Annotated in this window: 15 protein-coding genes and 1 pseudogene; 3 read left to right on the plus strand and 13 right to left on the minus strand. The window is 40.8% G+C overall.

Annotation, left to right across the window (positions count from 1 at the left end; all coding sequences use genetic code 11):
- Window positions 1-132 precede the first annotated feature (132 nt).
- From pflA to IEV41_RS15030, 3 genes are all read right to left on the minus strand, one after another.
- Window positions 133-870 (minus strand): pyruvate formate-lyase-activating protein, encoded by a 738-nt coding sequence (gene pflA / locus IEV41_RS15020; RefSeq protein WP_188389326.1) that lies wholly within the window; start codon window positions 868-870, stop codon window positions 133-135.
- Between the two features lie 84 nt (window positions 871-954).
- Complete coding sequence (gene pflB, locus IEV41_RS15025; RefSeq protein ID WP_188389327.1) at window positions 955-3,180, minus strand: formate C-acetyltransferase; 2,226 nt, start codon at window positions 3,178-3,180, stop codon at window positions 955-957.
- Between the two features lie 298 nt (window positions 3,181-3,478).
- Entirely contained in the window at window positions 3,479-4,210 is a 732-nt protein-coding gene (locus IEV41_RS15030; protein WP_188389328.1) for a TVP38/TMEM64 family protein, read from the minus strand.
- A 208-nt stretch (window positions 4,211-4,418) separates the two neighbouring features.
- Here IEV41_RS15030 and glsA point away from each other — a divergent pair, with 208 nt between their 5' ends.
- Together glsA and IEV41_RS15040 are read left to right on the plus strand one after the other, a co-directional pair.
- The gene (gene glsA, locus IEV41_RS15035; protein WP_188389329.1) at window positions 4,419-5,348 is read left to right on the plus strand and encodes a glutaminase A; all 930 of its coding nucleotides are present in this window, start codon (window positions 4,419-4,421) and stop codon (window positions 5,346-5,348) included.
- A 178-nt stretch (window positions 5,349-5,526) separates the two neighbouring features.
- A complete protein-coding gene (locus IEV41_RS15040) occupies window positions 5,527-5,865 on the plus strand; it encodes an imidazole glycerol phosphate synthase (protein ID WP_188389330.1) in 339 nt (112 codons plus the stop codon).
- A gap of 43 nt (window positions 5,866-5,908) precedes the next feature.
- Here IEV41_RS15040 and IEV41_RS15045 read toward each other — a convergent pair whose 3' ends face one another.
- The 4 genes from IEV41_RS15045 to IEV41_RS20265 all read right to left on the minus strand — a co-directional run bounded on the left by IEV41_RS15045 (window position 5,909) and on the right by IEV41_RS20265 (window position 9,386).
- Window positions 5,909-6,520 (minus strand): acetate uptake transporter, encoded by a 612-nt coding sequence (locus IEV41_RS15045; RefSeq protein ID WP_188389331.1) that lies wholly within the window; start codon window positions 6,518-6,520, stop codon window positions 5,909-5,911.
- Between the two features lie 327 nt (window positions 6,521-6,847).
- Window positions 6,848-7,396 carry a GNAT family N-acetyltransferase gene (locus IEV41_RS15050; protein ID WP_188389332.1) on the minus strand — a complete coding sequence of 183 codons (549 nt, stop codon included), beginning with the start codon at window positions 7,394-7,396 and terminating at the stop codon, window positions 6,848-6,850.
- Between the two features lie 40 nt (window positions 7,397-7,436).
- Window positions 7,437-7,874 (minus strand): NUDIX hydrolase, encoded by a 438-nt coding sequence (locus IEV41_RS15055; RefSeq protein ID WP_188389333.1) that lies wholly within the window; start codon window positions 7,872-7,874, stop codon window positions 7,437-7,439.
- Window positions 7,875-8,024: 150 nt separating this feature from the next.
- Window positions 8,025-9,386: a collagen-like repeat preface domain-containing protein gene (locus IEV41_RS20265; protein WP_275583756.1), complete on the minus strand. Its 1,362-nt coding sequence runs from the start codon at window positions 9,384-9,386 to the stop codon at window positions 8,025-8,027.
- A 238-nt stretch (window positions 9,387-9,624) separates the two neighbouring features.
- Here IEV41_RS20265 and IEV41_RS15065 point away from each other — a divergent pair, with 238 nt between their 5' ends.
- A complete protein-coding gene (locus IEV41_RS15065) occupies window positions 9,625-10,734 on the plus strand; it encodes a DUF11 domain-containing protein (RefSeq protein WP_188389334.1) in 1,110 nt (369 codons plus the stop codon).
- Between the two features lie 182 nt (window positions 10,735-10,916).
- Here the strand turns inward: IEV41_RS15065 and IEV41_RS20270 are convergent, their stop codons facing one another.
- The 6 genes and pseudogenes from IEV41_RS20270 to IEV41_RS15090 all read right to left on the minus strand — a co-directional run bounded on the left by IEV41_RS20270 (window position 10,917) and on the right by IEV41_RS15090 (window position 15,068).
- Window positions 10,917-12,293 (minus strand): collagen-like domain-containing protein, encoded by a 1,377-nt coding sequence (locus IEV41_RS20270; RefSeq protein WP_188389335.1) that lies wholly within the window; start codon window positions 12,291-12,293, stop codon window positions 10,917-10,919.
- Window positions 12,294-12,979: 686 nt separating this feature from the next.
- A pseudogene (locus IEV41_RS20400) lies at window positions 12,980-13,513 on the minus strand (hypothetical protein); the annotation flags it as partial.
- Between the two features lie 212 nt (window positions 13,514-13,725).
- On the minus strand, window positions 13,726-14,301 hold the full coding sequence (locus tag IEV41_RS15080) for a GNAT family N-acetyltransferase (RefSeq protein ID WP_188389495.1): 576 nt from the start codon (window positions 14,299-14,301) through the stop codon (window positions 13,726-13,728).
- Between the two features lie 7 nt (window positions 14,302-14,308).
- Window positions 14,309-14,434, minus strand: coding sequence for a hypothetical protein (locus IEV41_RS20200; protein ID WP_268235145.1), 126 nt, complete (start codon window positions 14,432-14,434; stop codon window positions 14,309-14,311).
- Between the two features lie 20 nt (window positions 14,435-14,454).
- Complete coding sequence (locus tag IEV41_RS20100; RefSeq protein ID WP_229722266.1) at window positions 14,455-14,706, minus strand: acetate and sugar kinases/Hsc70/actin family protein; 252 nt, start codon at window positions 14,704-14,706, stop codon at window positions 14,455-14,457.
- A 203-nt stretch (window positions 14,707-14,909) separates the two neighbouring features.
- Entirely contained in the window at window positions 14,910-15,068 is a 159-nt protein-coding gene (locus tag IEV41_RS15090; protein WP_188389511.1) for a hypothetical protein, read from the minus strand.
- Window positions 15,069-15,223: the final 155 nt, after the last annotated feature.

The raw sequence follows: 15,223 nt of genomic DNA on the forward strand, positions 1-15,223 counted from the left end.
TATACACGAACAATGTATTTATCGATTAAAGTTTTTATCTTTGTTTATTGTATCATTTTTACAGGACATCTTCTATTCATACCACAAAAAAGCTACTAAGACAATGCTTAATAGCTTTTTATCTTGGTTATATTATGTTGCACTTCCCAGTATTTCATTTGCGAAGATAACACTTTCTTCAGTTGGCGATTCTATATCCTCTAAAGGATATTTTAACCCAAGTGTCTTCCATTTGTACACCCCAAGCTTATGATATGGTAGAACCTCTACCTTTTCCACATTAGATAATGTATCAATAAATGCTCGTAGTGCTCGCAAATCTTCTTCTGCATCTGTTCTTTCTGGGACAAGAACATGCCTAATCCATATAGGTTTCTGTCTGTCTGATAAATACTTTACAAATTCTAAAATATGTTCGTTCGGTTTTCCTGTTAATTTTCGGTGTTTCTTGGAGTCAATCTGTTTAATGTCTACTAATAAAAGATCTGTTACAGCCATCAACTCGTCGAAATGCTTCATAAATTCCTCATTACTTGAGTCGAAACATCCTCCAGACGTATCAAGCGTTGTATGAATCCCTTCTTCTTTACATCGTTTAAATACTTCTGTTACAAATTCAGCTTGTAAAAGAGGTTCTCCACCACTTATCGTAATGCCACCACCTGAAGCATCCATAAATGCTTTGTAGGCTTTTGCCTCTTCCACAATCTCATCCACTGTCATTTCTTTCCCTGCACCTATATTCCACGTATCTGCGTTGTGGCAATATTGGCAGCGTAGTAAACAACCTTGCATAAATACGATATAGCGAATACCAGGACCATCAACTGTCCCGCATGATTCTACAGAATGAACATAACCTTTCATCATTAACAACCTCCCGTTTTCCTCTCCTTTTATACGTAATTCATGGTGCGTAACATGAAGAAGAAAACGGAGAGGTGTTCTTCTTCCTTACATGCTTGCGTGCATTGTTCGGTTAATTACATCAATTTGTTGTTCACGTGTTAATTTAATAAAGTTAACAGCATAACCAGATACACGGATTGTTAATTGTGGATACTCCTCTGGATGTTCCATCGCATCAACTAATGTGTCACGATTAAATACGTTAATATTTAAGTGGTGACCATGCTTCACTGCATATCCATCAAGCATTGCTGCTAAGTTACGAATTTGGTCGTCTTCTGTACGTCCTAATGCTTTTGGAATGATTGAGAACGTATTTGAGATACCATCTAATGCATAGTCATATGGTAATTTCGCTACAGAAGCTAATGATGCTAATGCACCTTTCGTATCGCGACCGTGCATTGGATTTGCACCTGGTGCGAATGGTTCGCCTGCGCGACGGCCATCTGGCGTGTTACCAGTCTTTTTACCGTATACAACGTTAGACGTAATTGTTAACACAGATAATGTGTGTTTTGCATCACGGTATGTTTTATGTTTTTTAAGCTTTTTCATGAAGCTTTCTACTAAGTAAATAGCGATTTCATCTACGCGATCATCGTTATTTCCATACTTCGGATATTCACCCTCTGTTTCGAAATCAACAACGATACCATTTTCATCACGGATTGTTTTTACTTTTGCATATTTAATTGCACTTAATGAGTCTGCTGCTACAGATAAACCAGCGATACCTGCTGCCATTGTGCGTAACACTTCTGTATCATGCAGCGCCATTTCAATACGCTCATATGAATATTTATCATGCATGTAATGGATAACGTTTAATGTGTTTAAGTATAGCTCTGCTAACCATTCCATTGTTACATCGAATTTAGCCATTACTTCGTCATAATCTAAATACTCAGATGTAATTGGTGCATATTTTGGACCAACTTGTGCTTTTGATTTCTCATCTACACAACCGTTGATTGCATATAATAATGTTTTTGCTAAGTTTGCTCGTGCTCCGAAGAACTGCATTTGTTTTCCGATACGCATTGCTGATACACAACATGCAATACCATAATCATCTCCGTACTCTGCACGCATTAAGTCATCGCTCTCATATTGGATAGCTGACGTCTTAATCGACATTTTCGCACAGAAGTTTTTGAATCCTTGTGGTAAATGTGTTGACCATAATACCGTTAAGTTAGGTTCTGGTGCTGGCCCTAAGTTCTCTAATGTATGAAGGAAACGGAACGAGTTTTTCGTTACTAATGGACGACCATCTAACGAAATACCTGCGATTGATTCTGTTACCCATGTTGGGTCACCAGAGAATAATTCATTATAATCAGGTGTACGAGCAAATTTCACTAATCGTAACTTCATAATGAAATGATCCACAATCTCTTGTGCTTCATCTTCTGTTAATGTGCCATTTGCAATGTCACGTTCGATGTAAACATCTAAGAATGTTGATGTACGACCTAAACTCATCGCTGCACCGTTTTGTTCTTTAATAGCAGCTAAATATGCAAAGTATAACCATTGGAATGCTTCCTTCGCTGTTGTAGCTGGTTGTGAAATATCAAATCCGTGTTCCATAGCCATTTGCTTTAATTCACTTAATGAACGGATTTGTTCATTTAATTCTTCACGTAAACGAATAACATCCTCGCTCATCACACTAGAAGTATTGTTAAGGTCTGCTTTTTTATCAGCAATTAATCGATCCACACCGTATAACGCAACGCGACGATAATCACCGATAATACGTCCACGACCATACGCATCTGGAAGGCCTGTAATAACACCAGATTTACGTGCTGCTCTCATTTCAGCCGTATATGCATCGAATACACCTTGGTTATGTGTCTTACGGTAATCACGGAAAATATGACTTACTTCCTTATCTACTTCAAATCCGTAACTTTCCGCAGCCACTTCCGCCATACGAATACCACCAAATGGTTGTAAAGAACGTTTAAACGGTGCTTCTGTTTGGAAACCAACAACTTGCTCTAAATCTTTATTTAAATAACCAGGTGCATGTGATGTAATCGATGATACAACTTTTGTATCTAAATCAAGTACGCCTCCTGCTTCTCGTTCTTTCTTTGTTAAATCCATTACTTGGTCCCATAGCTTTGTTGTTGCTTCAGTTGGACCTTGTAAGAAAGAGTCATCCCCTTCATATAACGAATAGTTATTTAAGATGAAATCACGTACATTTATCTCTTTCTTCCACTGTTCCCCTTTAAATCCATGCCATTGTTGCATTTTCACTACCTCCTAATTAATAGTACAGATAACCAAAAACTTATATAACAGCTTTATACTCTCAGCATACTACACATTTGAAATTAGAAAGATATATAGTTGTGAATAAATTGTGAAGTATTGAGCAAAGTTCAATAAATGTTAACAAAATAAGACCTTGACTACTAACCTACGACATGTTTTTGGTACCTTGTCGTACAAAACGAAAGCAAATGAAGAAATCCAAATTATACCTGTTATACAATAAAAATAAAAAAGAGTGATACACTTCACTCTTTTTTGTTTTATCTATATGATGTTACACATGCTCACGTTGACGCTCCACTTGTGTAGAATCTTCTTGTTTACGACGTTTGAAAAGTCGCTTCATAATGACCTCTCCTTTGAAAAATCCGATGACGAACAATAACGTCATCGATACTGCAATTACAATAAGGAGTACATAATTCCCAGTCATTAAGTTGGCACCAAATAACGCAGACATCACAATTCCTGGGATACGCCCTAACGTTGATGCAATGAAATAATCACGGAATCGAATATTCGAAGCACCGCAAATATACGCAATAATGTCCTTTGGAATGCCTGGAATAACATGAATTGCAAAAATAACATTTTTTTTACTTCCTAGATCAAGCATTTTTTTGATAAACTTAAGGTCCTTGCCTGAAATAACTTTATCTACCCATTCTTTACCAAACGCTTTTACAAGACCAAAGCAGATAGAGCTACCGATGGAAATACCGACTAATGACAAAATAGCACCGTATAGTGTACCATAAAGAACACCACCAGCGATTTGCGTTACTTCCCCTGGAATAACGAAAATCACAACTTGAAACATCTGAATTAATAAGAAAATTACCACGCTATAATTACCATAACTCAGAATCCATTCTTTCATTTTTTCTGGGCTATGGAAAAAGCCGTAGTACTTTTTAAAATAAAGGTAACTTACCCCAATTAATATAAGAAAAATTAACCCAAGGATAATTTCTCCTTTTTTCTCTTTTAAGATGTTTTTTATCATGTACTTACTCACTTCTCCTTGTATAAATAACGTTTTGTATTATTTATACAATAGCAAATTTCAACAATAGATGGTTAACAAAGGGGTTACATTTTTTCCTATTTTCCCACCCAAACACGGAAAATAACAAATAAATACGAAACATACTTCCACCTATATTGGGGGCATGTTAAAGATAGATAGAAGCAACACGATAGGAGCGGATACAATGAACTCTTTAGAAAGCATGAATATAACAGCACTACTAGAGGAAGCGAAAAAATACACAAACAAAGGAAAAGTAGCTTCTTACATACCTGAATTAAAAAAAGCGAATTCAACTGACCTTGGCATCGCTGTTATTACACCAGACAACAAAATGATGTCAGCTGGACAAGCAGACGTGAAATTCACTCTGCAAAGTATTTCGAAAGTGATTAGCTTAGCATTAGCTATTATGGATAAAGGAACAGAGTTTGTCTTTTCACGAGTTGGAATGGAACCAACAGGCGATCCATTCAATTCCATTATTAAATTAGAAACAAGCGATTCTTCTAAACCGTTAAATCCAATGATTAACGCTGGTGCATTAGCGGTAACGAACATGATTGAAGGCGAGTGCAATATTGAGCGAATGGAACGTCTCCTTCATTTCGTACGCGAACTTACGAACAATCCAGCGATTACGTATTCCAATGAAGTCGCAAAATCAGAATTAGAGACGGCATTCTTAAATCGTTCCCTTTGCTATCATATGAAGCAAAATCATATTATCGACGGAGATGTCGAAGAATTAATGGACTTATACACGATGCAATGTTCCATTGAAGTAAATTGCCATGAACTTGCACGTATCGGTCTAATCTTCGCAATGGATGGATACGATCCATTACGTAAGAAACAACTTATCCCACGTCATATCGCAAAAATTTGCAAAACATTCATGGTAACATGTGGCATGTACAACGCTTCCGGTGAATTTGCTATCCGCGTTGGCATTCCAGCGAAAAGTGGCGTGTCTGGAGGTATAGTCGGCTGTATCAAAGGAGAAATGGGAATCGGTATTTATAGCCCAGCTCTTGATGAAAAAGGAAACAGCATTGCTGGTATGAAGTTATTAGAATTATTATCAGCACAAGAAGGGTTTAATATGTTTTAATTCAGAAGGTTGTCTCCCTTAGATGCGGGACAACCTTTTTATGTATATCCGAGATGATTTCCCTAACAGTTCGGTCGCAATCATGCTATCTCTCTCCTTAATCTTCCATCATAAGACCTGACTAGAACGCTCATACTATAGATGAATCCAATTGGGTTCATGAAGGAGGCGTTTAGTAATGGCAAAGCATGATCGAAACAAGTTTGGCAATTACATCGATGATGAAGAATACGGCGCAGAGCTTTCTCCAACTGACTTACGATATGATGATAACCGAGAAGTGAATACGAGCTCTTCTGGTACATTTGTCGGATTTATTGCGTTAGCTCTTGCCGTTATCGGAATGTTCACGTATCCGGTATTCTTTGGTATCGCTGCTGTCGTACTCGGAATTTATGCTGTAAGCCGTAATTCTCGTACGACGGGAATGATTGCGATTGTACTTGGTGCAATTGTCGCAATTGCAGCGATTTTCTTCCGCGTCGCTATTTTGACTTTCCTGTTCTCATTATTTTAGAAATAAAAAAGGATTCAGCACCTATGCTGAATCCTTTTTATTCTTACTTCTTGAAAATGCCAAATGGCTTACCAACTGGTAAGAACACGCGACCGAAGTGTGTGTTTAATACTGCTGCTGCTGAACCGTAGAACGATACGATTGCGATTAATAACTCTGAGTAAGCAGCTAAATCATGAGCAGCTTTTGGCATAATACCAAATGCATTTAATGTTAAACCGATGAATAAGAAATCAATTAAAACGAAGATTGTGAATAACACTTTGTGTGTTTCCATTGCACCAATCGTCATGTAAATTGTGAAGATTAAATATCCTAAATATGCGAAACCTAATTGTTTCAGGTCACCTGTTGTTGCCATTTTCTCACCGAAAACGCCAAGCTGTGCTAACCAAGTCATTGATACACCTAACCAGAAGAATCCGTAAGCACCGAATGCTGTTGTACCAAATGTATTATTGTGCGCTGCATCATGCTTTGCAGCAAATAACTGAGCAAGTGCACCTAAGAAGATCGCCCAAGGAAGAACAAGAGCTGTTCCTTCTGTTAAACCTAACTTTTGTGAAGATGCTACTAATGTAACGATCGCAAGACCGAATAAGCCAATCGCTGATGGATCTGCTGTTTGAATCTTAACTTGTTGTACTTCTTTCATAGCTGTATAAACCTCCAAAATATTATAGACATAAAGACATACTAACGTAGAATATCAAATGTGAATATTTTGTGTCAATAGTTTTTATGAGATAACATGTTTTCCCTGTCCGCCTCTTTTGTGGTTAATTTACCCAGTAAAGAAAGAAACATGTATTATATAGGAAGAAAGAAGGAATGATTTCAATATAATGGTTCTTCTTCAAAGGACTTCTTTACATATACACTACACTTTTATGCAAGAGTCACCGCTCTCTGTTCTATATAAAAAGTAGTAGGGAAACTCCCTACTACTTCTACATTATTGTACACTTTTCTATATTTCTTCCTATTCTATCATTCTTTTTGTGTATTCTATTAACCAACAATCACGATATTCCCCTTCATGCAGCTCTCGCTTAGGTAGTAATTTCACCTTCTGAAAACCAACTTTCTCATAACAACGAAGCGCCCGCTCATTCCACGTTTGCGGGTCCATCACTATCTTATCTGCTTTTTTCTCCGTTACTAAATACTGAACCATTGCTGATACAAGGCGTGTTCCGACACCTTTGTTCCAATAATCTACTTCACCAATAAATTGATCCATGCCATAGATTATGTCTGGACAACCAACATAGCCGTATACCTCTCGTTCTTCCTCTTCTAGCGGGTAAAATTGAATATACCCAATTGCCTCTTCTTCATATTCCACAATACAACGAACCGATTCGTCCTCACGGTTATAGAACTTTCCACGTACTTTCGCAAGATCAAACGGATTATCCCTTCCGTCATAATAAGCAAGCACACGTGGATCTGAAAGCCACTTTACTAATAACATTTCATCCTTTGTTTCTACTTCACGAACAGATAGTTTCCCTTGTTGGAACAGCATATGTATCCTCCTTCTATATTTTTAACATAGTACGGAAAATTCAGAAATATATATGTTTACATCTTTCTACTAAGGAAGTAGGATACACAACTTTCTCCCCCGAAAGTGCTTCTTCTATCAGCACCCACTTCGCAGATGTTTGCATCTCTCCTTCACTCACTAGAAAACGTTCTTGCTCATAATAACGTTCATCCTTGAAAATCACTACATACACTTGCGTTATCTCATGCCCTGTATTTCCTTCAATCGTAAAAATATTTTCGATACATGTTATATACTGGTTGATTACGATTTCTACACCTAACTCTTCTTGAAACTCTCGTACTAACGTTTCCGTAGAGTGCTCACCAAACTCAATTGTTCCACCGATTGGACGATAATAATAACCTGTTCCTTTAGAATGTTTACCATAACGTTCTTCTAATAGAATACAATTATCTTTCATTAGTAAGCCGAGGACGTTTGCTCGTGGATGCATGTATGTTTTCCCCTTTTCGATTTTGTTTTATTACTACTCATTATAATGAAAACTCTATTATCTATAAATAAAACAAACCGACAATGGATTTTCCTATGTCGGTTTGTTTGTCGTACATTAAACACTACTCGCTAACATTGAATTAGCTTTTTACGATAATGCCCCTTCTGCAAATTTAAAGGCAGCAATTAACGCTGAAGTACTTGTAAGGGCAGCCCCAGCAGTAATATCAAGTGTCCTAGCTGCCGCTGATAAATTTTGCACTTGTATTGTTAATGGGACAGTTGTAACAGGGAAAACTGCAAATCCTGTTACACTTCCTCCATCAGCACCATCAATTGCTACCGTATTAAACCCTGGGGTACCACCTGCATTAATTGCCCAAAGACTAGGTGCACTACCCGCCTGTACATTTAAAGTAAATGATATATAGTATACTCCTGTTTCATTAATTGTCAGAGTGTCTCCTAATGGGAATGTGAAAGCTGTACCAGTTTCAGCTACTAAACTATTAAATGTTACGAAACCATTCACAGCAACTGTTTGAGCTGTACTACTTAATCCTGTTGCAGTACTAGCATTGACCGGACCTGTTGGACCTGTCGGACCTGTTAATCCTGTTGGGCCTGTATCTCCCGTTGCTCCTGTTGCCCCTGTTGCTCCTGTTGCCCCTGTTGCTCCTGTGTCACCTGTTGCCCCTGTTGCTCCTGTTGCTCCTGTTGCTCCTGTTGCTCCTGTTGCTCCTGTTGCTCCTGTCGCTCCCGTGTCACCTGTTAATCCTGATGGACCCGTTGGACCTGTTGGACCTGTTGGACCTGTTGGACCTGTTGGACCTGTTGCTCCTGTTGCTCCTGTTGCTCCTGTCTCTCCTGTTTCCCCTGTTGCGCCTGTTACTCCTGGTGCCCCTGTTGCTCCTGTTTCCCCTGTCGCTCCTGTTGCCCCTGTTGCCCCTGTTACTCCTGTTGCTCCTGTGGCTCCTGTTGCTCCTGTGGCTCCTGTGGCTCCTGGTGCTCCTGTGGCTCCTGTGGCTCCTGTTGCTCCTGTGGCTCCTGTTGCTCCTGTTGCTCCTGTTGCTCCTGTTGCTCCTGTTGCTCCTGGTGCAATTAGTGTATAGTCTGGCGAAATTCCTGGAATTCCTGTTGGTGGTGCTGTATTTACTAAATACGTTTGTCCATTAAATACTACTACTAGCCCCACTGGATAGTTCGGTGCATCTGCTGGATTAAAGTTCACGATTCCTGATGGGCCTGTCGGACCTGTTGGGCCTGTCGGACCTGGTGCTATTAACGTATAATCTGGTGATATTCCTGGAATTCCTTGTGGCGGTGCTGTATTTACTAAATATGTTTGACCATTGAATACTACAACTTGACCTACAGGATAATTCGGTGCTTGTGCTGGATCAAAATTTACGATTCCTGATGGACCTGTTGGACCAGTCGGACCAGTTATCCCAGTATTTACAGGAAAAATCGGAAACGCTTGAAAATCGTTGCAATTAAATCCTGACATACTCTTTCCTCCTTTAAAATTTCGAGTTTCTTACAAAACTACTCTGTATAGTAAATGCAAATTGATACTACTTTGTATAAATAAAGTGACTAGTTTCACAGATAAATAATGTCTGTAAATACTGCTATTTTTTCATAGAAGGCTACTTGCAAAACAACCATAGGAATATTTAGTGTATTTTCCACATAAAACGTAAATGATTCCCTTCTATCTATCCAAAAATAAGGAGTGAGCGCAAATGATTTTTAACAAGACAGATCGATTGGCCTTGAAATTTATCGGACACTCATTTGGTCATGCATGCGAATTTTCCTTACAACCAACTAGTTATATCCTGCATGCTGAGTTACTAGTGATGAGTAACTCACCTATTCATACAGATATAGAAATAAAGGCATACGACCAAACACACACCCTTTCATCCAAAGATAAAAACTATCGTAAACATTCTTCACGTTATATACGCACAATGAATGTGACCCCTTTTGTTCCATATAGTGGCCCTACTACTTTTAACATTGATTTTTGTAGCAATTCGGATAAAGATACAACGGAGGAAAATCCGATTTGGGGCTTAGCAATTATTTACGGAGACCCAACACTTCCTGTTCGCCATGTTTCTCTCGTTGTTAGTGAGCAAATACATACCTATACCTTTTCCCACCTATTAACCCCATCACTAGGTCCAACTCACGGCAGCCTCTATTTATTGGGAGAAATGAGGCACCCTTTATCTGCCACACCAATGATGGCTTTCGGGCCAGCTACAGAACCAACATCCTTCACCTACCCTCTAATGAATGCAAACAATCTATCTCGAACTATTTTAAACGAAGAAATCGATATTTCTTCCACATTACTACCAGCACAAACATCGGCCATTCTTCATTTACCACCTGAACAAACTAACGAGATAAACTTTCTCGCAATTGGTTTATACGTTAATGCAGCTGAACCGAAGATGACTATTATCCATACAGCAAATAAAGAACATGTCCGTATTGGGGATATCGTCACGTATACAACGACTATTATCAATGAAGGAACAACGACAGCAGAATGTATGCAATTTCGAACAGGCTTTCCAGATGGAACATTATTTATCTCAGATAGCTTAACAGTAGATAACATTCCTGTTGTTGTAGATCCAAGTGATAGACTACTTCTCGGTAATATGTCTATTGGTGATACAAAGACCATTGTTTATAAAATAAAAATCACTCATAAACCTAATCCAGCCTTCATCCTTCATCAACCTGTACTTGATTATAATTTCACTCCTTTACAGCACACACTAGCAGTCGGTAATCAGCCTAGTAGTATTAGTAAAGTATTTGTGCAATCATGACATATTCTCGCTATGTGTGAATGCTTTCGTATGTATCATCCCCTACATAATTAGGCCACTCATTCATTATTTCTCAAGCCGTTTAACAGAAAAAACAGCTCTAAAAAGGCACTAATGATACCTCACATAAAGCGAGTAACATCATTAGTGCTTGAATTGTAGGACACTGTAGTAGAGGTAAGTTACGCTAGCTTAATAACCGTAATAGAAGCCGCTGCTATCGTTGTTGCCGTACCAAAGAAGTTTTGTAAAGTAAGAATATTCGCCCCCGCACCCGTATTAAACACGGTACTGCCGCCAACTGCAGGTTGAATAGCGGAATTGGCTCCAGTATTCGCAACAGATTGAAGAGATGCTGGTAATAGCGTTCCGTTCAAGAACAAACCGAAAGCTCGTAGCTGACCCGCTGCTAGTGTGTTTGCATTTGAATTCCAAATCGCATAATACGTTTGATTCGGAGCTAAAACGATATCCGTAGATCCCGCCGTGTGCGATATTGCCGTACCGTTTATAACGTTATTTACAGGAAACGGTACGCTGCCATTACCTGCAACAGCTTGGTTTGTAGTATTGGACACTGTTGCATTGTTCGCAACAGTGAGTGGACCCGTTGGGCCTGTTGGACCGGTATCTCCTGTTGCCCCTGTCGCTCCTGTTGCCCCTGTCGCTCCTGTTGATCCTGTTGCTCCCGTTGATCCTGTCGCTCCCGTTGATCCTGTTGCTCCTGTTGATCCTGTCGCTCCTGTTACCCCTGTCGCTCCTGTGGCTCCTGTCGCTCCTGTGGCTCCTGTCGCTCCCGTTGATCCTGTTGCTCCCGTTGATCCTGTTGCTCCTGTTGATCCTGTTGCTCCTGTTGCTCCTGTTGCTCCTGTTGCTCCTGTTACTCCTGTTACTCCCGTTGATCCTGTTGCTCCCGCTGGACCCTGTGTACCTTGTGGACCTTGTGGACCTTGTGGACCTTGTGGACCTTGTGGACCTTGTGGACCTGTTACCCCTTGTATCCCCGCTGGACCTGCTGGGCCTTGAGGACCTTGTGGACCTGCTGGACCTTGTATACCTTGATTACCTTGTGGACCGGTTGCTCCTGCTGGGCCTGCTGGGCCTTGTGCTCCCGCTGGACCTTGTGCCCCTGCTGGGCCTGCTGGGCCTTGTATACCTTGCGCCCCTTGTGGCCCCGTCGCTCCCTGTAAACCTTGTGCTCCTGCCGGTCCTTGTGGGCCTTGTGCACCCTGTGCACCTGTTGGACCCTGTACCCCTTGAGCTCCTTGTGAACCAGTTGCTCCTGCTGGGCCTGCTGGGCCTTGTGCTCCTGCTGAGCCTTGTGGACCGGTTGGACCTTGTATACCTTGAGCTCCTTGTGGACCGGTTGCTCCTTGCAATCCCGCTGGACCTTGTGGACCTATTGGACCTTGCGGACCTGCTGGACCTTGTGGACCTGTCGGGCCTGGAGGACCTCCCGATGGACCCGTTGGACCTGTTGGACCCGTTGGGCCTGTCGGACAACTCGGAGGACACCCTCCAAAACAATCAAAGTTGTCACACGAATCAAATCCTGCCATTCTCTATTCCCCCTTATTATCTCTAAACAAAAAACTGCTCTCCATAATAAATGCACAGTCCAACCACTTTGGTTCATTAAGATGCCTAATTGCCAAGCTTCCTCTTGCACCTATTTTCTTGTCCTCTGTCAAAGACACAATACTTTCTCTATGTAACAAAATATAAAACTTTCTACTTACTTTCTAAAAATAGCTAATAAAGATAGAACTAATAATTAAGTATAAAAATAGACGCCCATATTCATCATGAGCATCTATTAAATCAACTTTAGTTATGACAATCTAAATGTTTCTAAATTAGCCGTCACACTAAAGTTTGAACCCGCACTACCATCTGTACGAATTGTAAGTGTAGCTGAAGCCCCTGGAACTATAACGAAGAAACTCTTCGTCCCTATTACAACACCCTGTGCTGGAACGTCAATCGTAAAGCCAGATCCACCTATCACTATTCCATCTAATAAAGCCACTAAGGTAATAGTCTCTTGTGTAGCGGCTACACTATCCGGAATTACTTCATATGTTACCCAATATGCCCCAGGACCCTGGAACACAATATCTGTTGTTGGAACTGCAGCTGTAATATTAGGCGTATTTGTTACGATTTGAGTCCAAATGAGTAATTCTTGTGCATCTCCAACAGTTTGCCCTGGAGTAACAGCCAATTGCGCAAAGTTCGCTGTTACAGTCGGACCAGTCGCTCCTGTTGCTCCCGTCGCTCCTGTTGCTCCTGTTGGGCCTGTTACTCCTGGATCTCCAGTTACTCCCGTTGGGCCTGTCGCTCCCGCTGGGCCTGTTGCTCCCGCTGGACCTGTTGCTCCTGCTGGGCCTGTCGCTCCTGCTGGACCTGTTGCTCCCGTTGCTCCTGCTGCTCCCGCTGGACCCGTTGCTCCTGTTGCTCCTGCTGGGCCTGTTGCTCCCGCTGGACCTGCTGGGCCTGTTGCTCCTGCTGGACCTGCCGGACCTGCTGGACCTGTTGCACCTGCCGGACCTGCTGGGCCTGCCGGACCTGTTGCTCCTGCTGGACCTGCTGGGCCTGTCGCTCCCGTTACCCCTTGAATACCTTGTATACCTTGAGGACCTTGTGGGCCTGTTACCCCTTGTGCTCCCGCTGGACCTTGTGGACCTATTGGACCTTGTGCTCCTGTTGGACCTGTTGGGCCTGTTGGACCTGGAGGACCACCTGATGGACCCGTTGGACCGGTTGGACCAGTCGGACCTGTTGGACAATTAGGAGGACACCCTCCAAAACAATCACATGGATTAAATCCTGACATTCCCTTTCCTCCTTCTCATACTCACTAAAAAACTTCTCTACATAATAAATGCATGATTCTATTACTTTGTATGAGGAAAATGCCTATTTTCCAAGCCTATAGGTCACCTATTTTTCTTGTCCACCAAGACAGTAACAACAAAAAAGCAGAAGGCGTTATTCTCCTTCTGCATACTCGTCCTTCAATATACTATATATATCTAAATCAACGATTCCTTTGCCAGACCAATATGTTGCTTGTCGTAACGTCCCTTCTTCTCTCAATCCATTCTTCATTAATACCTTCTTCGAAACTTCATTTGGTGGCATTACTTCTGCTTGAATTCGATTTATAGTAGCCTCTGTAAATAAGAATTGTATCAAGATACGAACCGCCTCTGTTGCGATTCCTTTTCCCCAATGCTCTTCCCCCAAAAAGTACCCAATCGTCACCATATTCACCTTTTGATTAAAGTCTAGTGCTTCGATAATACCAAGCAAGCGCTCTGGCCTTTCATTTGCAAAGATTCCCCACTTCACACGTGACTTCTTAGTATAATCTCGCTCGAAGTGTCCAATCATCTTCTGCACCGTATTCTTGTTATGCTTTGGAATGATTCCACAATATGTGAAAACGTTGTCGTTACTGTAAATATTGTATAACTCATCAAGGTGTTGTTCTTCGACTTTCTTTAATGCCAGTACATCTGACTTTAAGCTAGGAAACGAACTAAAAATAGCTTCACTGTTCATCACGCTATCACTCCATCTTCTCTAATGATATCTCTTCAAATTGGAATGTGCTTAGAAACGAATTAGTTGTGATTAACCGTGCCACGTTTTCCATTGTAGTAGGCCCTTTTGGCAAACCATTACTTCGATCCAATAACACCCACCTCAAACAAGCTAATGCCTCGAATATCTCTTGTTCTTTCTCACTAATAGCGTGTTTCCAAACTCGTTGTATCCGCGAACGTTCGCTGTTTGGCCATCTTCTAATACTTCAAAGTTCTTATCTTCACGTGCATCGAAGAAGTCTTTGTATAAATGAACTACTCCATCAGTAAAGATTACTTTGTCATATGCTCTTAAGTCGAACTTATTATCTTGTAAGAAAGTGAAGATGCTGTTGAAGTGTTTCTTCCGGATTGCTTGCACTTCTGGCTTCTTGATAATAGAGATATTATCTCCACCTAATGTTAAACCGCTTTTTAGTAAGTTCGGTACATTAGAGATTGTAAGTGTCTTAAGAGAACCGTACTTTTCTGATAACGTGTTGTAGATTTCAATATAAGCTTCCTTAACACCTTCGTTGTTACCCGCAAGCTTAACGATAGTCTTACCTTTAAGTTCCGTTACATTCAGTGTACCGTGACCGCTATAATGTCTTTCTCAAAATCCCCCCTATGACCACGCTCATTCTTATGAAACTTGTATCCTTGCTTCTCTAAAGCCTCCGCGTATTCCCTAAGCGTAGATACATCTATCTCTAATAGTTTCTCTGTCCGCTTCGTTTCCATAGCGCTATACGCCTCCATCCTGTGTGTCGTTATACGTACTATTTCTAGCCGGAAAGATAGATTCCTTCTAAATCAAAAAAGCCTATCCTTGATATAGACTTCAGGATAGGCTTTTATATTAGATTTTTAACATACTAGATTTAATTCCATTTAAG

Origin of the sequence: Priestia taiwanensis (assembly GCF_014638355.1) — a bacterium.
Lineage (GTDB): Bacteria > Bacillota > Bacilli > Bacillales > Bacillaceae_G > Priestia_D > Priestia_D taiwanensis.